This is a genomic window from Streptomyces sp. NPDC001480 (genome assembly GCF_042894725.1).
GTDB lineage: Bacteria > Actinomycetota > Actinomycetes > Streptomycetales > Streptomycetaceae > Streptomyces.
The window spans coordinates 1-20,365 of sequence record NZ_JBIAVX010000049.1 but is presented as its reverse complement, the minus strand read 5'-3'; the positions used below and the strand labels follow the sequence as shown (position 1 = coordinate 20,365).

Sequence of the window (20,365 nt, the reverse complement as noted above, 5' to 3'; positions counted from 1 at the left end):
GAGCAGGTGGACACCGCCTACGACCTGCTCACCCAGATCCCGGGCGTGACGTGCGTACGGCCGAAGGGGGCGCTGTACCTCTTCCCGCGGCTGGACCCCAAGGTGTTCCCGATCAAGGACGATCAGCAGATGGTTCTCGACCTGCTCCGCCAGGAGAAGATCATGGTCGTGCACGGGACCGGCTTCAACTGGCCCGAGCACGACCACTTCCGCGTCGTCTCGCTGCCCCAGACCCAGGACCTGGCCGAGGCGATCACCCGGATCGGGACGTTCCTCGACGGTTACGCCCAGTCGGGCTGACCGCCTCAGCCACGCGCCGGGGCGGCGGTCGCGGGCGGCCCGAACCATTCGGTGAGCGCCGTGCGCAGGGCGTCGGTGTCCGGAACGGTACCGGCGGAGGCCACCCAGGCGATGTGCCCGTCGGGACGCAGCAGCAGCGCGGCGGGCACGGGGACCGGGCCGACGGCCGGCACCTCCCATGTCTCGTCGGCGCAGTCGGCCGCGACATGGTCGACCCGGTCCGCCCATGCGGCGGCCGTCCCGTCCAGGCCCTGGGCGCCGCGCAGTTCGAGCAGGACGGGCCGGCCCCGGTGCAGCAGGCTGCGGATGCGGGTGTCGCCGTCCTGGTCCTTGAGGTCCGCGTTCGGGACCCGGCGGCCGGCCAGGGGGTGGTCGTCCGGGGTCGGGTAGCGCAGGTCCAGGGCGGTGATCATGGTGCTCAGGTACTGGTTGACCTCCCCGAAGCCGATCAGCGTGCCGAACACCTCCCGCAGCGCGTCGGTGGCCGGGCCGGGGCGGCCCAGGGCGGCCTGCGCCCGGGTGTTGTGCAGCACGCGTGCAGCCACGGGGTGGCGCTCGTCGTGGTAGGTGTCCAGGAACTCCTCGGGCATCCGGCCGCGCACGACCGCGGCGAGCTTCCAGCCGAGGTTGACCGCATCCTGCACGCCCATGTTCAGGCCCTGGCCGCCGGCCGGGTAGTGGACGTGGGCGGCGTCTCCGGCCAGCAGCACCCGGCCCCGGCGGTAGCGTTCGGCGAGGCGTGCGGCGTCGGCGAACCGGGACAGCCAGCGGGGGTTGCGCATGCCGAAGTCGGTTCCCGCGATCCGGGTCAGGGTCTCCCGCAGCGCCTCCAGCGTCACCGGCTCGCTCCGGTCGGTCACCCGGTCGTACTCGGTGGTCAGGACGCGGTACCAGCCGGGTTCGAAGTTGAACACGGTGAAGTCACCGAGCGGGCGGCGCTGGCCCACGAGCGACTCGGACGGCGGGTCGGCGAGTTCGACGTCACCGATCATCGCGGTCAGGGTCGGCGGGGTGCCGGGGAAGTCGATGCCGGCGAGTCTGCGGACCGCGGAGCGTCCGCCGTCACAGCCCACCAGGTAGCGGGCGCGCAGGGTGGCCGGGTCGGAGCGGGTGCCGTCCGGGGCGTGCAGGTCGGCCTCGACGCCGTCCGCGTCCTGACGGACCGCCGTCACCCCGGCCGACCAGCGCACCCGGACGCCGAGTTCCGCCGCCCATTCCTCCAGGAGCTGCTCGGTCGTGCTCTGCAGGATCACCAGCGGCTCGGGGTACTCGCTGGCCAGTTTGTCGAACTGCAGCCACAGCCCGGAGAAGTGGCCCAGCGGACTGTGCCGGCCCCGCGCCCGGAAGCGCTCCAGGACGCCTCGTTGGTCCAGCACCTCCATGGTGCGGGCGTGCAGACCGCCCGCCCGTGACTCGCCCGAGCGTTCAGGGAGCCGGTCGACGACCTCCACCTCGACACCCGCCAGGCGTAATTCGCACGCGAGCATCAGACCGGTCGGTCCGGCGCCCGCGATCAGCACTTCAGTGTCCGTCATCTCGCGCTCTCCCGTTTTTTCGGACGGCTGGCGACGATGCTAGTAGCCGGTCATCGAGGTGGAGACGAGAGCGGATCACGTCCGCGGCGTATATCCCTTATTCGCCGCGGACGCCGAGTGCCATTCAGTTGTCTCTCGTGTCGGAGCCGAGTGTCATTCGGCTATCTTCGTCCGCCCCGACCACCTGAGCAGCGGCCCGGACCCGTCGTCCGGCAGGCCGTCCCCGGGGAGTTCCTCGACGTACTCGTAGTGCTCGTATCCGCCGAGGTAGCGGATCTTTATCTTCTCCGGGGAGGAGAGGACCATGTCCATGTCGTCCAGGTCCACCGCTCCCGAGAGGTCCCTCGGGCCTCCCTCGAGCCGGACCCGGCCGAGCACCGCTGCGGCATTCGCACTTCCGTAACCCATGAGCTCTCCTTTCCGATGTCCATTCGCCCTTATAATTTTTCCAAGTGCCGGTCATTTTCGGTGGAGTCTCCACGGAATTCCGTCAGACCGCGAGGGCTTCCTGCGGCTGCTCTCGCAGTGTCTCCTCCAGGTATTCCGCGATCGCCGCGAAGGTCGGGTGGTCGTAGACCAGCGCGGGCGGCAGTTCCAGACCGGTGGCGTCGGTGAGCAGGTTGCGCAGTTCGACCGCCATCAGCGAGGTGAACCCCAACTCCAGGACCTCGGCGTCCGGGTCGACCTCGTCGGTCGAGTCGTGCCCCATGACCTGGGCGGCGGCGTCCAGGACGGCGGTCAGCAGGGCGGCTCGGCGTTCCTCGGCGGGCAGGCCCGCGATGTCGCCGAGCGCACCGGCGGCCCCCTGTGCCGGGTCGTCCTCCGGCTCGGCCTGCGCGGACACGGTGGCCCGCGCGTCCCCCCGGAGGGACACCGGGGCGACCTCCTCCAGCCAGTACGTACGCCGCTGGAAGGCGTAGGTCGGCAGCTCCACCGGGGTGGTCGGCAAGCCCTCGAGGGCCGCCTGCCACCGCACGCCGGCGCCCCGGACGTGCAGTTCGGCCAGGGCCGTGAACAGCGCGGCCGGCTCGGGACGGTCCCGGCGCAGGGTCGCGACGACCCGGGGAGCGGTGCCCGGCGCCGAAGCGAGCGTCTCCCCCGCCATGGGGGCCAGCACACTGTCCGGGCCGACTTCGAGGAAGACGTCCACTTTCTGCTCCCGCAGGGTGCGTACGCAGTGCTCGAAGCGCACCGAACCGCGTACGTGCCTGACCCAGTACTCGGGCGAGCGGATCTCGTCCTCGCCGGCCGGCTCGCCGGTCAGGTTGGACACGATCGGGATCCGGGGCCGACGGTAGGTCAGGCTCTCGGCGACCTCGCGGAACCGTTCGAGCATGCCGTCCATGTGCGGGGAGTGGAAGGCGTGGCTGACCCGCAGCCGCTTGGTGCGCCTGCCCTGCTCCCGCCAGACCGTGGCGATCTCCTCCGCCGGCTCGGCGTCCCCGGAGATCACCACGGATCGCGGTCCGTTGACGGCGGCGACGGCCACCTGGCTCTCCCGGCCCTCCAGGTGCGGCCGTATCTCCTCCTCGGACGCCTCCACGGCGATCATCGCCCCGGTGGCGGGCAGTGCCTGCATCAGCCGGCCGCGCGCCGCCACCAGCGTGACCGCGTCGTCCAGGTCCCACACCCCGGCCACATGAGCGGCGGTCAGCTCGCCTACGGAGTGGCCGGTGACGAAGTCGGGCTTCACACCGAAACTCTCGTACAGGCGGTAGAGGGCCGTCTCCACGGCGAACAGCCCCGCCTGCGTGTACTCGGTGCGCGCCAGCAGCTCGGCGTGCTCGGAGCCCTCCTCGGCGAACAGCACCTTGCGCAGCGGCACGTCCAGCTGGGCGTCGAAACGCTCGCACACCTCGTCCAGCGCCCGGGCGAACACCGGGAACGCCGCGTGGAGTTCGCGCCCCATGCCCGCCCGCTGCGCCCCCTGGCCGGAGAAGAGCACGGCCAGCGGGCCGCTGCCGGAGGAGGGCGGCGTGCCCTGGACGGTGTCCCGGCCGGCCCGGCCGTCGGCGAGCCGGTCCAGGGCCGCCAGCAGCTGCTCGCGGTCCTCGCCGATGACGACGGCGCGGTGCTCGAGCAGCGCCCGGCCGGAGGCCAGGGTGGCGGCCGCGTCCGGCAGGTCCGTCTGAGGACGGGTGCGCAGGTGGGCCGCCAGCCGGGCCGCCTGCCCGCGCAGCGCGCCCGGTGTACGGCCCGAGAGGGTCCAGGCGAGAGGACCGGTGGCGGGCCGCTCCGGTGCCGCGGGGGCGTCGGGTGCCTGCTCCACGATGACGTGCGCGTTGGTGCCGCTGACCCCGAAGGAGGACACCCCCGCCCGCCGGGGACGGTCGGCCGCCGGCCAGGGCTCCGTCTCGGTGAGCAGGGACAGGCCGCCCGCGTCCCAGTCGATGTGCGGGGTGGGCTCCTGCACGTGCAGGGTCCGCGGCAGGGTGCCGTGCCGCATCGCCATCACCATCTTGATGATGCCGCCGACGCCCGCCGCCGCCTGGGTGTGCCCGATGTTCGACTTCAGCGAGCCCAGCCGCAGCGGACGCTCCGGCTCGCGGCCCTTGCCGTAGACGGCGAGCAGCGCCTGACCCTCGATGGGGTCGCCCAGCGTGGTGCCGGTGCCGTGCGCCTCCACGGCGTCGATGTCGTCGGGGGTGAGCCGGGCGTCCTCCAGCGCCTGCCGGATGACGCGTTGCTGCGCGGTGCCGTTGGGCGCGGTAAGGCCGCTGCTGGCGCCGTCCTGGTTGACGGCGGTGCCGCGGACCAGGGCCAGCACGCGATGCCCGCTGCGCTGCGCGTCGGACAGCCGCTCCAGCACCAGCACGCCGACGCCCTCGCCCCAGCCGGTGCCGTCGGCGTCCGCCGAGAACGACTTGCAGCGGCCGTCGGGGGCCAGCCCCCGCTGCCGGGCGAACTCGATGAACGGCCCCGGGGTCGACATCACCGTCACTCCCCCGGCCAGTGCCAGGGTGCACTCGCCGGCCCGCAGTGCCCGGGCGGCCAGGTGCAGCGCGACCAGCGAGGACGAGCAGGCGGTGTCCACGGTGACCGCGGGCCCCTCGAGGCCGAAGGTGTACGACAGCCGGCCCGAGGCCACGCTGGGCGCGCTGCCGTTGCCGAGGTAGCCCTCGAAGCCGTCGGGGGCGGGCCGCAGCCGGGAGCCGTAGTCGTTGTACATGACGCCGAGGAAGACGCCCGCGCGGCTGCCGCGCAGCGAACGCGGGTCCAGACCGGCGCTCTCGAAGGCCTTCCAGGAGGACTCCAGCAGCAGCCGCTGCTGCGGGTCGATGGCGAGCGCCTCGCGCGGGGTGACGCCGAACAGGCCGGCGTCGAAGTCGCCCGCGTCGTAGAGGAATCCGCCCTGGTCGGAGTAGCAGGTCCCGACGGTGTCCGGGTCGGGGTCGTAGAGGGCGTCGAGATCCCAGCCGCGGTTGTCGGGGAACCGGCCGACGGCGTCGACGCCGTCGGCGACCAGGTTCCACAGGTCCTCGGGTGAGCGCACCCCGCCCGGGTAGGCGCAGGCCATGCCGACGATGGCGATGGGCTCGTGGTCCTTCTCCTCCAGTTCGTGGATGCGGCGGCGGGCTTCGCGCAGATCGGCCGTCGCCCGCCTGAGGTAGTCCAGCAGTTTCTCGTCGTCAGCCATGGCGTGTTCCCGTCCCCGTGGGTGTGGTGGCCGAGGGCCGCACGGCCCCGGCACGTCGGTCGGTGCGCGTGTGGTGGGGTGGACGTGCCGTCACCGGGCCCCCAGTTCCTCGTCCAGCAGGTCGAACAGCTCGTCCGCGCTGGCCTCGGTCAGGTCGCGCCGCGCGGCGCCCTCCTCGTCGTCGTCCGCTCCGACCGGCCGGTCCCAGGCGGCGGCCAGGGCGCGCAGCCTGGCGACGATCGCGCGGCGCTCGTCCTCGCCGGGGCGGATGCCCTCGAGGTCGGTGGCGAGTTGCTCGATCCGCTCCTTGACGGCGCCGACCGCGCCCTGCTCGTCGGGGGCGATTTCGGCGGCGAGGTGGGCGATGACGGCCGCCGGGCTGGGGTGGTCGAAGGCGAGGGTCGCCGACAGGCGCAGGCCCGTCGCGGCGCCGAGCTGGTTGCGCAGCTCCATCGCGCCGAGCGAGTCCAGGCCCAGTTCCAGGAAGCCGCGGGAGATCTCCACGGCGGCGGCGGACTCATGGCCGAGGATACCGGCCACGGTCCGGGCGACCAGCGCGGTCAGCTCAGCCTCCCGCTCCTCCTCCGGCAGCGTGGCCAGGCGGGCGCGCAGCTCGCCGGTGTCCGCCTCGGTGCGTTCCGGGGTGCGGCGCGCCGGGGCGGGGACCAGGGCGCGCAGCAGCGCCGGCGGCGGCGTGGTACGGGCCCGGGCACGCAGCCGCGCCAGGTCGGCGCGCAGCGGTACGAGCAGCGGGTCGCCGTCGGCCACGGCCGCGTCGAACAGGGCGAGTCCCTCCTCGGGGGACAGCGGCAGCAGCCCGGCCTCCGCGAGGCGGCGCAGGTCCGCCTCCTGGAGATGGCCGGTCATCCCGCCGTCCTGCTCCCACCAGCCCCAGGCCAGCGAGACGGCCGGCAGCCCCTCGGCGGCGCGCCGCTGGGCGAGCGCGTCGAGGGCGGCGTTGGCGGCGGCGTAGTTGGCCTGGCCGGCGCCGCCGAGGATGCCCGCGGCGGAGGAGAACAGCACGAACGCCGACAGGTCCAGGTCCCGGGTGAGGTCGTGCAGGTGCAGCGCCCCGTCCACCTTGGCGCGCAGTACAGCGGCGACCCGCTCGGGGGTGAGGGAGGTCAGCGCGCCGTCGTCGACCGTGCCGGCCGTGTGCACCACGGCGGCCAGCGGCCGTTCCGCGGGGATCGCGCCGAGCAGCTCGGCGAGCCGCTCCCGGTCCGCCACGTCGCAGGCGGCGAGGGTGACGGTGGCGCCGAGGCCCTCCAGTTCGGCCCGCAGTGCCTCGGCACCCTCGGCGGCCGGGCCGCGCCGGCCCGCCAGGACCAGGCTGCGCACGCCGTGCTCGGTGACGAGGTGCCGGGCGACCAGTGAGCCGAGGGCTCCGGTGCCACCGGTGACCAGGACGGTGCCGTCCGGGGTGAAGGACCCGCCGCGCCGGTCCTCGGCGGGGGCGGCACGCTCCAGCCGTGGCACGACGAACCGGCCCTCACGGACCGCCAGTTGGGGTTCCCCGCGGAGCAGGGCGGAGGTCGCCAGATGGCGGCTCGGAGCGTGCCCCGACGGGAGGTCGAGGAGCACGATCCGGTCGGGGTACTCGGTCTGGGCCGAGCGCAGCAGGCCCCATACGGCGGCCTGGGCGAGGTCGGGGGCGTCCTCGCCGGGTGCGGCGAGGACGCCGTCGCGGGTCACGACGAGCAGCCTGGTGTCCGCGAGCCGGGAGTCGGCCAGCACGGTGCGGCACACCTCCAGCACGGCGCCGAGCGCCTCGGGTATGCCGCTGCCGGGCCGGTCCGCCCCGGCAGCGGGGACCACCAGCACGTCGGGGGCGGCATCCTGCTCGTCCAGCGCGGCGAGCAGGGCCGTGGCGTCACGGTGGACGGTGACCTCGCACGTGCCGTCCGTCCAGTCGGCGGTGTCGTGCTCGCCCAGCAGGGCCCACCAGCCCACCGCGGACTGCTGTTCGGCTTCGGGGCCGGGCTCGGGAGCCGCGGGCCACTGGAGACGGAACATCGAGTCGGTGCGCGAGGAGCCGAGCGCCGCCAGCTGTTCGGCGGGCAGCGGCCGCAGCACGAGGGAGTCCACCGAGGCCACGAGCGTGCCCGCCGGGTCGGCGATCCGGACGGAGACGCCGTCTGAGCCGCCGGCGTCGAAGCGGACGCGGATCTCGGCGCCGGCCGGAGCCGACCAGGTGACGCCGGTCCAGGCGAACGGCATGCCGCGCCGTCCCGCCGTGTCGTCGTCCTCGTCGGCCAGCGCGCCCAGGCCGACCGGCTGGAGGGTGGCGTCCAGGAGGGCGGGATGGACGTCGTAGGAGTCGGCCGAGTCCGCCTGTTCGTGTGGCAGCCGGGCCTGGACGAACAGTTCCCGCCCGCGCCGGAAGGCCGTCTCGAGGCCCTGGAAGGCGGGGCCGTAGCCGAAGCCGGTGCCGTCGAGGGAGTCGTACAGCTCGTCGATGCCGACGGGCACGGCGCCCGGCGGGGGCCAGGCCGCCGCCCAGTCCTCCGGGCCGCCTGGTGCGGGCCGCGCGGCCCGCACCAGGCGGCCCTGGGCGTGCCGGGTCCAGTCGGCCACGGCCGGTTCGCCGTCGCGTGGGGCGGGCCGGGAGAACACCTCGGTGTCGTACGTCTCCTCGTCGCCCGCCGCCCGCGCCACGATCTGCACCTGCACGCCGGGGCCCTCGGGGATGACCAGCGGCGCGTGCAGGGTCAGTTCGTCCAGGCGGCGCGCCTCCACGTGCCGGCCGACGGCCGCCATCAGTTCCACCAGGGCGGTGCCCGGTGCCACGGCGGTGCCCGCCAGGTGGTGGTCGGCGAGCCAGGAGTGCGTACGCAGCGACAACGCGCCGGTGAACACCCAGCCCCCGCCGTCGGCGAGGGGAACGGCCGCGCCGAGCAGCGGATGCCCGGCGTCCGTCACCCCGGCGGTGTCCAGGCCCGCCGTGGCGGCGGTGTCGGCCAGCCAGTAGCGCTGGTGCTGGAAGGCGTAGACGGGCAGGTCGACCCGGCGCGCGGTGCGGCCGGCGAACAGCCGGGCCCAGTCGACGCCGGTTCCCCGGACGTGGAGTTCGGCGAGGGCGGTCAGCAGGGTGCGTGCCTCGGCGCGGTCGCGGCGGCAGGTGGCCACCGTCAGCGCGGCCTCGTCGGTGGCGCCGTCGGTCTCCTGCGCCGGGGCGTCGATGCACTGGCGGGCCATCGGGGTCAGGGCGGCGTCCGGGCCGAGCTCCAGGAAGGCGGTGACGCCACGCTCCCGCAGGGCTCGTACGGCGTCCGCGAACCGCACGGGCCGGCGCACGTTGCGCACCCAGTACTCCGGCGAGCCCAGTTCCTCGCCCGTGACGGCCGTACCGGTGACGGTGGAGACGACCGGGATCCGCGGCCGGTGGTAGGTCAGGCCCTCGGCGACGGAACGGAACGCGGCCAGCATCGGCTCCATGCGGGGCGAGTGGAAGGCGTGGCTGACCCGCAGCCGGGTGGCCCTGCGGCCCTGCTCCTTGAAGTGTCCGACGATCCGCAGCACCTCGTCCTCGTCCCCGGCGACCACCGTGGCAGCGGGACCGTTGAGGGCGGCGACGGACACCTGCTCCCCTCGCCCCTCCAGCAGTGGCAGCACCTCCTCCTCACAGGCCTGCAGGGCGGCCATGGCGCCGCCCTCGGGCAGCTCCTGCATGAGCCTGCCGCGCGCCACGACCAGGGCGGCGGCGTCGGCCAGCGACAGCACGCCGGCCACGTGGGCGACGGCGAGTTCGCCGATGGAGTGCCCGACGAGGTAGTCGGGACGCACGCCCAGGCTCTCCACGAGCCGGAAGGCGGCGACCTCGAAGGCGAACAGGGCGGTCTGGGTCCACTGGGTCTGATCCAGCAGTGCCGCCTCCGGTGTCCCGGGCTCGGCGGACACCACGTCGTCGAGGGGGCGTTCGAGCAGCGGGTCGAGGGCGGCGCAGACCTCGTCCCAGGCGGCGGCGAAGGCGGGGAAGACCGCGCGCAGTTCCCGCCCCATGGCAAGCCGTTGCGCGCCCTGCCCGGTGAACAGGAACGCGACGGACGTGCCGCCCTCCGGTACGACGCCGGTGACCACGTCCTGGTGCCGGACGCCCTCGGCCACCGCGCCCAGGGCGCGCAGCAGCGCCTCGCGGTCCGCGCCGAGCACCACGGAGCGGTGCTCGAAGGCGGTCCTGGTGGTGGCGAGCGCGCCGGCGACGTCGACGGCGGACAGCTCCTCGTGCTCCGCGGCGAACCGGCCGAGCCGTGCGGCCTGGGCCCGCAGCGCCTGGGCCCCGCGGCCCGACACCGGCCAGGGCACCTCGGGCAGTTCCGGGGCGGCGGGCGGCGCCTGGTCCCGCGCCGTGTCCGGCGCCGCGTCCGGGTCCGCGGCCGGCTCCGGCGGAGCCTCCTCGACGATGATGTGGGCGTTGGTGCCGCTGATGCCGAAGGAGGACACACCGGCCCGGCGCGGCTCGCCGGTCTCCGGCCACGGCACCGCCTCCGTCAGCAGCGAGACCGCCCCCGACTCCCAGTCGACGTGCGGGGAGGGTTCCTCGGCGTGCAGGGTCCTGGGCACGGTGCCGTGCCGCAGCGCCATGACCATCTTGATGATGCCGCCGACACCGGACGCGGCCTGGGTGTGCGCGATGTTGGACTTCAGGGAGCCGAGCAGCAGCGGACGGTCCTTGGCCTTGCGCTGCCCGTAGGTGGCGAGGATGGCCTGCGCCTCGATCGGGTCGCCGAGCCGGGTGCCGGTGCCGTGCGCCTCCACGACATCCACCTGGTCGACGGTGAGGCCGGCGCTCGCCAGGGCCTGGCGGATCACCCGTTGCTGGGCGGGCCCGCTGGGGGCACTCAGGCCGTTGCTGGCGCCGTCCTGGTTGAGGGCACTGGCCCGCACGATCGCCAGCACCTTGTGGCCGTTGCGCCGGGCGTCCGAGAGCCGCTCCAGCAGGACCATGCTGACGCCCTCGCCCCAGCCGGTGCCGTCGGCGTCCGCCGAGAACGACTTGCAGCGGCCGTCCCGGGCCAGCCCGCGCTGGCGGGTGAACTCCGTGAACGCGCCGGGGGTGGCCATCACCGCCACCCCGCCCGCGAGGGCGAGGGTGGACTCACCCTGCCGCAGCGACTGGCAGGCCAGGTGCAGCGCGACCAGCGAGGACGAGCAGGCGGTGTCGACGGTGACGGCGGGCCCCTCGGCGCCCAGGAAGTAGGAGACCCGGCCGGACATGACGGCCGGGGCCACCCCGGTCAGCAGATAGCCCCCCACGCTCTCGGGCACCTCGTGCATGCGCGGCCCGTAGTCCAGTGCCCGGCCGCCCACGAAGACACCGGTGCGGGTGCCGCGCAGCCGGGCCGGGTCGACGCCGGCGTACTCCACGGCCTCCCAGGCGGCCTCCATCACCAGTCGCTGCTGGGGGTCCATCGCGGCCGCCTCGCGGGGCGAGATCCCGAAGAAGGCGGGGTCGAAGTCGCCCGCCTCGTACAGGAACCCGCCCTGGTCGGCGTAGCTCTTTCCGGGGGCGCCCTCGGGGTCGTAGAGGTCTTCCAGGTCCCAGCCGCGGTCGGCGGGGAACGCGGTCACCGCGTCCCTGCCTTCGGCCACCAGGTCCCACAGGTCCTCCGGGCCGCGGACGCCGCCGGGGAAGCGGCAGCTCATGCCGACGATGGCGATCGGCTCCCGCGCCGCTTCGGCCAGGTCGTGGTTCTCCCGGCGCAGCCGCTCCGTCTCACGCAGGGAGGCGCGCAGCGCTTCAACGAGTTTCTCCGAGGTCGCAGCCATCAAGAGCTCCAAACTCTCCCAAATGTCGTCGGTTCCGGGTTCAGGAACCGGATTCCTCGAGGGCCAGGGCGATGAGGTCCTCGGCGTCCATGGCGTCGAGCTCGGACTCGGTGACGCTGTCGCGTCCGCTCGGTGCGGGCGGCGGCACGACGACGTCGTCGGCGCCGGATCCGCCGTCCGCGTGGTCGTCGCCGAAGAGGCTGCTGTGCAGCAGTTCGGCCACGGCCTGCGGGGTGGGGTGGTCGAAGACCAGGGTGGTGGGCAGGGGCAGGCCGGTGGCCTTGCGCAGCCGGTTGCGCACCTCGACCGCCGTGAGGGAGTCGAAGCCCAGCTCCTTGAATGCCCGGCCGGAGGCGATCCGGTCGGTACCGCCGTGGCCCAGCGCGGCCGCCGCCTGGACGGCGACCAGGTCGCGCAGTTCGCGCAGCCGGTCCGGCACGGGCAGGTCCACCAGTCGGGCGCGCAGTCCGGCGGCGCCGTCGGCCGTGTCGTCGCCGGTGTCGTCCACGGTGTCGTCCAGCGCCGCGCGCACCTCGGGCAGCGAGCCGAGCAGCGGGCTGGGCCGGGCCGCGGTGAAGCTGGGCGCGAACTGCTCCCACTCCACGTCGGTGACGGCGACGGCGCTCTCTTGGCGGCCCACGGCCAGCGCGAGGGCGAGGACCGCGAGTTCGGGGTCCATCTCGCGCAGTCCGCGGCGGCGCAGGTGCTCCTCCATGACCTCGTTGGCGGCCATGCCGCCGCCGCCCCAGGCGCCCCAGGCGACGGAGGTGACGGGCAGCCCGGCGGCCCGGGAGCGCACGGCGAGCGCGTCGAGATGGCTGTTGGCGGCGCCGTACGCGCCCTGGCTGCCACTGCCCCACACGGCGGCGTTCGACGAGAACAGGACGAACGCGTCGAGCTGTTCGGGGTCGACGAGGTCCACCAGGTGGTCGGCGCCGCTCACCTTGGCCGCGCAGATGCCGGCCATGTCGTCGAGGCCGGTCTCCTCGACGGAGCTGAACTGGCCGACGCCCGCGGTGTGGACGACGGCGCGCAGCGGTTCGCCGTCGGCGGTGATCTCCGCGACGAGCGCCGCCACGGCGTCCCGGTCGGCGATGTCGCAGGCGGCGACGGTGACCTCCGGGCCCAGCGCGCGCAGTTCGTCGCGGAGTTCCGCGGCGCCGGGCGCGTCGATGCCGCGTCGGCTGGTCAGCACCAGCCGCTGCGCGCCGGAGCGGGCCAGCCAGCGCGCCACATGGCCGGCCAGGGCACCGGTGCCGCCGGTGATCAGGACGGTGCCGCGCGGTGTCCAGGGCTGCTCGTCGCCGTCGAGCGGGGCCCGCACCAGGCGGCGGGCGTAGGCGCCGGCGGCGCGCAGCGCGACCTGGTCCTCCGCGCCGGAGCCGGTGTCGGACAGGAACGGGCCGAGCAGACGCTGCTCGCGCTCGTCGAGCGGGTCGCCGAGGTCGACGAGCCCGCCCCACAGCCGCGGGTACTCCAGGGCGGCGGCCCGGCCCAGTCCCCACACCTGGGCCTGGACGGGGCTGGTCAGCCGGTCGGCGCCGCCCGCGGGGACGGCCCCGCGGGTCAGGCACCACAGCCGGGCGGTGACGCCGGCGCCGGCCAGGGCGGTCAGCAGTGCCGAGGTGCCGGCCAGGGCGGCGGACAGCGCCGGCTGGACGGCGTGCGGCCGCTCGTCGGCGGCGAGCGCGGACACCACGCCCGCGACCCGTCCCGGGTCCCCGTCGAGCTCGCGTCGTACGGCGTCGGCCAGCCGCTCGGCGAAGGCGGCGCGGTCGGCGGTGGCCGCGTCGACCACGACCGGCACGGGCCGGGCACCGTGCGCCGTCAGGGCGCGCCGCGCCCCTTCGACGAGGGCGTCCTCCTCGTGGCCCTGCGGCACGACGAGCAGCCAGGTGCCGGACAGGGCCGCGTCGGGCGGGGCGGAGACGGGCTGCCATTCGGTGCGGTAGCGCCAGGAGCTGATACGGGACAGGGAGTTGCGACGCCGCCGCCAGGCCGCGAGGGCGGGCAGGGCGCCGTCCAGCGCGGACCGCTGTTCCTCCGTGAGGCCGACGAGCGCGCCGAGCCCGGTGACGTCCTCCTGCTCGACGATCTGCCAGAAGGCCTCCTCGTCGGGGTCCGTGTGCCGCTCCTGCCGCTCCTGGTCGGGCACGGTGGCGGTGGGTGCGGTCCAGTGATGCCGGCGCTGGAAGGCGTACGTGGGCAGGGCGACGCGGCGCGCCCCGGATCCGGCGAACACCGCCTCGAAGTCGACGTCCAGGCCCCGGACATGGGCCTCGCCCAGGGCGAACAGGACGCGCTCCGGGCCGCCTTCCCCGCGGCGCAGGGTGCCGATGGCGACGGCCTCGCGGCCGGTGTCGTCGGCGGTGTCCTGGAGTGCGGAGCCGAGCACCGGGTGCGGGCTGATCTCGACGAACGTCTGGTGGCCCCGGGCCAGCAGGGTGTGCACGGCCTGCTGGAAGTCGACCGGTTCCCGCATGTTGCGGTACCAGTAGCCGACGTCGAGTCCGGTGGTGTCGAGGGCGTCGCCGGTGACGGTGGAGATGAACGGGATCGACGAGGCGCGCGGCGAGACGGTGCCGAGCGCGGCGATCATGTCCTCGCGCAGGGCGTCGACCTGCGCGGAGTGGCCGGCGCAGTCGACGCCGGGCACGGCGCGGTTGCGGACGCCGGCCTCGGTCAGCCGCGCGGCGAGTTCGGCGAGTGCCTCGGGCCGGCCGGAGACCGTGACGGACGCGGGGCCGTTGACCGCGGCCACCGACAGCACCCCTTCGTAGGCGCCCAGGTGTTCGGTGACGGTGCCGAGCGGCGCCATCACGGACAGCATGCCGCCGTGGCCGGCGAGCCGGGACCACTGGGCGCTGCGCACCGCGATCACCTTGGCCGCGTCCTCAAGGGACAGGGCGCCGGCCACGTACGCGGCGGCCACCTCGCCCTGGGAGTGGCCGACGACCGCGGCCGGCTGGACGCCGTGGGAGCGCCACAGTTCGGCCAGCGACACCATCATCGTGAACAGCACCGGCTGGACGACGTCCACGCGGTCCAGGGAGGGGGCTCCCTCCCGTTCGCGCAGTACGTCGAGCACGGACCAGTCCAGGTAGGGGGCGAGCGCCTCGGCGCACCGCTCGGCCGTGCCGCGGAACACCTCGGAGGTGCGCAGCAGTTCCTGGCCCATGGCCGCCCACTGCGAGCCCTGGCCGGGGAAGACGAACACCGGTTTGCGGTCGCCGCCCGCCGTGCCCTGGGCCAGCAGCGGCAGGGGCAGGCCGGCGGCGACGGCGTCGAGGTTCTCCAGCAGCGCGGCACGGTCGGCGGCGACGAACGCGGCGCGGTGGGCGAGCGCGGAGCGGGTGGTGGCGGTGGAGTAGCCGATGTCGGCCGGCGTGGCCGCCGGGTCACCGGCGATCCGCTCACGCAGCCGCTTGGCCTGGGCCCGCAGCGCCGCCTCGCTGCCGCCCGACAGCGGTACGAGCGCGGGTCCCTCGGCGGCGGGGGCATCCGGGGTGCCCTCGGCCGGGGTGTCGGCGGGCGCCTCCTCCAGGATGAGGTGGGCGTTGGTGCCGCTGATGCCGAACGCGGACACCCCGGCACGCCGGGTCCGTTCGCCGGCCGGCCACGGCACGTGTTCGGTCAGCGGCAGCACCGTGCCGGGCGACCAGTCGACGTAGGAGGAGGGCTGGTCGACGTGCAGGGTCTTGGGGAGCAGGCCGGCCTGCAGGGAGAGCACCATCTTGATGACGGAGGCGACTCCCGCGGCGGCCTGGGTGTGCCCGATGTTCGACTTCAGCGAGCCGATCCACAGCGGGCGTTCGGGCGAGCGGTCGCTGCCGTAGGTGGCGAGGAGGGCCTGGGCCTCCAGCGGGTCGCCGAGCTTGGTGCCGGTGCCGTGCGTCTCGACGGCGTCGATCTGGTCGAGGGAGAGCCGGCTGTTGCGCAGGGCGGCTCGGACGACACGCTGCTGGGCGGGTCCGCTGGGTGCGCTCAGGCCGTTGCTGGCGCCGTCCTGGTTGGTGGCGCTGCCCCGGATGACCGCGAGCACGCGGTGGCCGTTGCGACGGGCGTCGGCGAGCCGCTCCAGTATCAGGACCCCGGCGCCCTCACCCCAGCCGGTGCCGTCCGCGCCCTCGGCGAAGGCACGGCAGCGGCCGCCGGGCGACAGGGCCTGCTGGCGGCTGAGTTCGACGAACGCGCCGGCCGTCGGCATCACCGAGGCACCGCCGGCCAGGGCGAGGTCGCATTCGCCGCGGCGCAGTGCGGCGGCGGCGAGGTGGATGGCGACCAGGGAGGAGGAGCAGGCGGTGTCGACGGTGACGGCGGGCCCCTCCAGGCCGAGGGTGTAGGCGACCCGGCCGGAGGCGACGGAGGTGGTGGTGCCGGTGAGCAGGTGGCCCTCGACGCCCTTGGCGCCCTCGTACAGGCGGGGACCGTAGTCCTGGGAGATCACCCCGAAGAACGTGCCGGTGAGCGTGCCGGCCAGCGCCGACGGCGCGACCCCGGCCCGCTCGCAGGCCTCCCAGGAGGCCTCCAGCAGCAGCCGCTGCTGCGGGTCCATGGCGGCCGCCTCGCGCGGGGAGATGCCGAAGAACTCGGCGTCGAAGCGGTCGGCGTCGTAGACGAACCCACCCTCGCGCACATAGCTCTTGCCGGACGCGGCCGGGTCGGGGTCGTACAGGTCCTCGATGTCCGGCCAGCCGCGGTTGGTGGGGAAGGCCCCGATGGCGTCGGTGCCGGTCTCCAGCACCCGCCACAGGTCCTCGGGCGTGCTGACGTCGCCGGGGAAGCGGCACGCCATGGAGACGATCGCGATCGGCTCGTGCTCCCTGGCCTCGGCCTCGGCCAGCCGCTCACGGGCCTCGCGGAGTTCGCCGGTGGCCCGCTTCAGATAATCGCGCAGCTTTTCCTCGTTCGCCGACACTGCTGTCAACTCTCCTCTGGAGCGGGGGTTTTCGATGGATGCTGGGTACGCGGAAACCCGACCGGCGGCGGAGTGCGCGAGGGCACCTCCGCCGCGGTGAGGGGTTCCGGCCGTGCGCTAGCCACGGAGTTCCTTGTCCAGTACGTCGAACAGTTCGTCGTCGGTCGCCGAGTCGAGGTCGGCCGAGCCGGCGGCGGTCTCCGCTTCGTTCCAGGTCCGCAGCAGTTCGCGCAGCCGCTCGCCGACGCCGGCCCGCCGCTCGTCGTCGGGGGTCAGCCGGGCCAACGAGTTCTCCAGTTCCGCCAGGGCGGTCAGCACGGAGGTGTCCGGCGCCGCCTGGGCGGGAGCGATGCGGTCCAGCAGTTCGTCGGTGAGCACGGACGGCGTCGGGTAGTCGAACACCAGCGTCGCCGGCAGGGTGACGCCGGTGGCGGCGGTGAGCCGGTTGCGCAGTTCGACGCCGGTGAGCGAGTCGAAGCCGATCTCCTTGAACGGGCTGTCGCTGTCGGCCACCTCGCCCGGCGCGTGGCCGAGCACGGCGGCCGCCTGGGTGCGGACCAGCTCGAGCAGGAACTGGCGGCGCTCCGCCTCGCCCATGCGGGCGATCCGCTCGGTCTGGGAGGCGCCGTCCGCGCCCCCGCCGGGGACGCCCGCCGCGGCGGCCCGGCGACGCACCGGAGCACGCCGCGCCAGGCCGGCCAGCATCGCCGGGAGGGTGCCCTGCGCGGCCTGCGCCGACAGGGCCTGGACGTCGACGGGGGTGGGCACCAGCACCGTCTCGGCGGAGGAGAGGGCACGGTCGAAGAGCCGCAGCCCCTCCTCGGACTCCAGCGGCCTGAGCCCGCCGCGCCGCATGCGTTGCAGGTCGCCGTCGCTGAGGTGCCCGGTCATGCCGCTGCGCTCGGCCCACAGCCCCCACGCCAGGGACTGCGCGGGCAGCCCGGCGGCACGGCGGTCGTGGGCCAGGGCGTCCAGGAAGGCGTTGGCCGCCGCGTAGTTGCCCTGTCCGGCGCCGCCGAGGACGCCGGCCAGGGAGGAGAACATCACGAAGGCGGCCAGGTCCAGGTCCCGGGTGAGCTCGTGCAGGTTGACCGCCGCGTCGGCCTTGGGCCGGAAGACCCGCTCGACGTGCCGCTCGGTCAGCGAGCCGACCACCGCGTCGTCGAGGACGCCGGCCGCGTGCACCACCGCGGTCAGCGGATGCCGGCGCGGTACGTCCGCGAGGACCCGCTCCAGCTGCCCGGCGTCGGCGGTGTCGCAGGCAGCGACCGTCACCTCGGCGCCCAGCCCGGTCAGTTCGCGGACGAGTTCCCCGGCGCCCGGGGTCTCGGGACCGCGCCGGCTGGTGAGCACCAGGTGCCGTATGCCGTGCTCGGTGACCAGGCGGCGGGCGACCAGCGCGCCGACCGTGCCGAGTCCGCCGGTGATCAGGGCGGTGCCCTCCGGGTCGAGCGGGGCGGGCAGGGTGAGGACGACCTTGCCGACGTTGCGGGCCTGGCTCAGGTAGCGGTACGCGTCCGGGGCGCGCCGGATGTCCCAGGCGGCCACGGGCAGCGGCTCGAGCACGCCCTGCTCGTACAGCGCGGAGATCTCCTCCAGCATCTCCTTGATCCGGTCGGGCCCGGCCTCGCCGAGGTCGAACGCCCGGTACCAGATGTCCCGTGGGTGCGCGGACGCGGTGGCCTCGGCGTCCCGGATGTCGGTCTTGCCCATCTCGATGAACCGGCCGCCGTCGGGCAGCAGCCGCAGGGAGGCGTCCACGAACTCGTTGGCGAGGCAGTTGAGGACGACATCGACGCCCCGCCCGTCGCTGACCGAGCGGAACTTCTCCTCGAAGTCCAGTGTTCGGGAGGAGGCGATGCGCTCCTCGGGCAGCCCCATGGCGCGCAGCTGATGCCACTTGCCCTCGCTGGCGGTGCCGTACAGGTCGAGCCCCCAGTGCCGGGCCAGTTGCACGGCGGCGATGCCGACGCCGCCGGCGGCGGCGTGCACGAGGAGGGACTCGCCGGGCTGGACGCGGCCGAGGTCGACGAGACCGTAGTAGGCGGTGAGGTAGACCACGGGGATCGCCGCCGCCTGGGCGAACGTGAGGCCGGCCGGGATGCGGGCGGCCATCCGGTGGTCGGAGACGGTCACCGGTCCGGTGCCGCCCTTGAACAGGCCCATCACCCGGTCGCCGGGCGCCAGGCCGGTGACACCCTCGCCGACCTCCAGGACCACGCCGGCGCCTTCGCCGCCGGGCAGTCCGGCGGTGCTCGGCACCATGCCGAGCGCCATGAGGACGTCACGGAAGTTGACACCGGCGGCGCGCATGGCGATACGGATCTCGCCGGGAGCGAGCGGCTGCGTCGCCTCCGGGCAGTCGATCAGCTCGATACCGGCGAGTGTCTGCTTGCCGGCGAAGTCCAGCCGCCACGGTGTCCCCGGTGCGGGCAGTCCGGCGTTCTGCGCGGCCCGGGCCAGCCTCGGCGCGCGGATGTCGCCGCCGCGCAGGGCCAGTTGGGGCTCGCCGGAGGCGAGGGCGGCGGGCAGGGCGCGCAGCGAGTCCTCGGTGTCGTCGAGGTCGACGAGCACGAAGCGGCCGGGGTTCTCCGACTGGGCCGAGCGGATCAGGCCCCAGACGGCGGCGGCGGCCGGGTCGGGCCGCTCGCCACCGGTCTCCGTGGCGACGGCACGGCGGGTGAGCACCACCAGCCGGGAGTCGGTGAACCGTTCGTCGCCCAGCCAGTCCCGTACGTGTTCCAGGACCCGGCCGACGGCGGCTCGGGCGGCGTCCGCGTCGGGCCGGACGGTGTCCGCCTCGCGCACGTCGGCCCAGACCGCGGCCGCGCCGGCCGCCTCGGCCAGGTCCGCGGCGACGGTGACGTCGGCACCGCCGAGCGCGAGACCGCGGGCCAGGGCGTCGGCGTCGGAGCCGTCGGTGGCGAGCACGGCCCAGGGGGCGGCCGGGGCCGTCGGCTGTTCCGCGTCGAGGAGGGTCCAGTCGACGCGGAACAGCGCGTCGTCACCGCTGTCGGCGGCCTGCAACGCCGCCGGGTCCACGGCGCGCAGCGCCAGCTCCTCGACGATGCCCACCGGTCCGCCGGCGTCGGCGAGTTCCACGGTGTACGCCTCGGGGCCGGTGCGGGTGATGCGCACCCGCAGCGCGGTGGCACCCACGGCGTGCAGGCCGACTCCCGACCAGGAGAACGGCAGCCGCAGCCGGGTCTCGCCCGCGCCGTCGAGCAGTCCGGCGGCGTGCAGGGCGGCGTCGAGGAGGGCGGGGTGCAGGCCGAAGGCCGCGGCGTCGGCGTGCTGGGCCTCGTCGAGCGCGACCTCGGCGAGGACCTCGCTGTCGCCGCGCCGCCAGGCCGCACGCAGCCCCTGGAAGGCGGGGCCGTACTCGTATCCCCGCGCCGCGAGGGCGGGATAGTGGTCCGTGACGTCCACCGGCTCGGCACCGGCCGGCGGCCACTGCTCCGCGAAGCCGACCGCGGGCACGGCCTCGTCGGCGAGGATGCCGGAGGCGTGGTGCGTCCACGGAGCCCCGGCATCGCCGCCCGCGCCCTCGGCGGGCCGGGAGTGGATGTCGACGGTACGGGCGCCGTCGTCGTGCTCGCCGACCGTCACCTGAATGTCGACGCCGCCCGACTCCGGTACGACGAGCGGAGCGTGCAGGGTCAGCTCGCGCAACAGCTCGCATCCCGCCTCGGCACCGGCCAGCAGGGCCATGTCGACGCAGGCAGCGCCCGGGACGATGACGGTGCCGGAGACGGCGTGGTCGGTGAGCCAGGGGTGGCTGCGGCGTGAGATACGGCCGGTGAGCAGCAGCCGGTCGCCCTCGGCGGTGCGCACCAGCGCGCCCAGCAGCGGATGCCCGGCGGAGGCGAGGCCGAGCCCGGCCGCGTCCTGCGTGGCGGCACCGGGGTCGTCGATCCAGTAGCGCTCGCGCTGGAAGGCGTACGTGGGCAGCCCCACCGGCTGTCCGGCGGACGGCAGCACGGTCTGCCAGTCGACGGGCGCGCCGCCGGTGAAGGCCTCGGCGGCCGACCGCAGGAACCGGGCGAGCCCGCCCTCCTCGCGGCGTAGCGAGCCGACGACCACGGCGTCCGTGACGCCCGCGTCGGCGAGGGTGTCCTGGACGGCGGCGGCGACGACGGCGTGCGGGCTGGACTCGACGAAGGTCCGGTAACCCTGCTCGACCAACAACCGCACGGCCGGCTCGAA

Annotated in this window: 5 protein-coding genes and 1 pseudogene; 1 reads left to right on the top strand and 5 read right to left on the bottom strand. The window is 74.9% G+C overall.

All coding sequences use genetic code 11. From position 1 onward, the window contains the following. Positions 1–300: aminotransferase class I/II-fold pyridoxal phosphate-dependent enzyme (locus ACFY01_RS46055; protein ID WP_390741771.1), on the top strand; the 300-nt coding region annotated here is incomplete at its 5' end. Positions 301–305: 5 nt separating this feature from the next. Here ACFY01_RS46055 and ACFY01_RS46050 read toward each other — a convergent pair. The 5 genes and pseudogenes from ACFY01_RS46050 to ACFY01_RS46030 form a co-directional block, all read right to left on the bottom strand. Continuing rightward, positions 306–1,835 carry an FAD-dependent monooxygenase gene (locus tag ACFY01_RS46050; RefSeq protein WP_390741770.1) on the bottom strand — a complete coding sequence of 510 codons (1,530 nt, stop codon included), beginning with the start codon at positions 1,833–1,835 and terminating at the stop codon, positions 306–308. A gap of 153 nt (positions 1,836–1,988) precedes the next feature. Next, the gene (locus ACFY01_RS46045) at positions 1,989–2,243 is read right to left on the bottom strand and encodes a DUF5988 family protein (protein WP_390741769.1); all 255 of its coding nucleotides are present in this window, start codon (positions 2,241–2,243) and stop codon (positions 1,989–1,991) included. 82 nt (positions 2,244–2,325) lie between these two features. Next, positions 2,326–5,472 carry a type I polyketide synthase gene (locus tag ACFY01_RS46040; protein ID WP_390741768.1) on the bottom strand — a complete coding sequence of 1,049 codons (3,147 nt, stop codon included), beginning with the start codon at positions 5,470–5,472 and terminating at the stop codon, positions 2,326–2,328. A 93-nt stretch (positions 5,473–5,565) separates the two neighbouring features. Next, positions 5,566–16,138, bottom strand: a pseudogene (locus tag ACFY01_RS46035) (type I polyketide synthase); the annotation flags it as partial. A gap of 138 nt (positions 16,139–16,276) precedes the next feature. Then, positions 16,277–20,365, bottom strand: a 4,089-nt coding sequence (locus ACFY01_RS46030; protein WP_390741767.1) for an SDR family NAD(P)-dependent oxidoreductase, incomplete at its 5' end; no start/stop codon positions are given.

Coding starts and splice junctions, on each gene's coding strand:
- ACFY01_RS46045 (WP_390741769.1), bottom strand. CDS start 2,243: ATGGGTTACGGAAGTGCGAATGCCGCAGCGGTGCTCGGCCGGGTCCGG.
- ACFY01_RS46040 (WP_390741768.1), bottom strand. CDS start 5,472: ATGGCTGACGACGAGAAACTGCTGGACTACCTCAGGCGGGCGACGGCC.
- ACFY01_RS46050 (WP_390741770.1), bottom strand. CDS start 1,835: ATGACGGACACTGAAGTGCTGATCGCGGGCGCCGGACCGACCGGTCTG.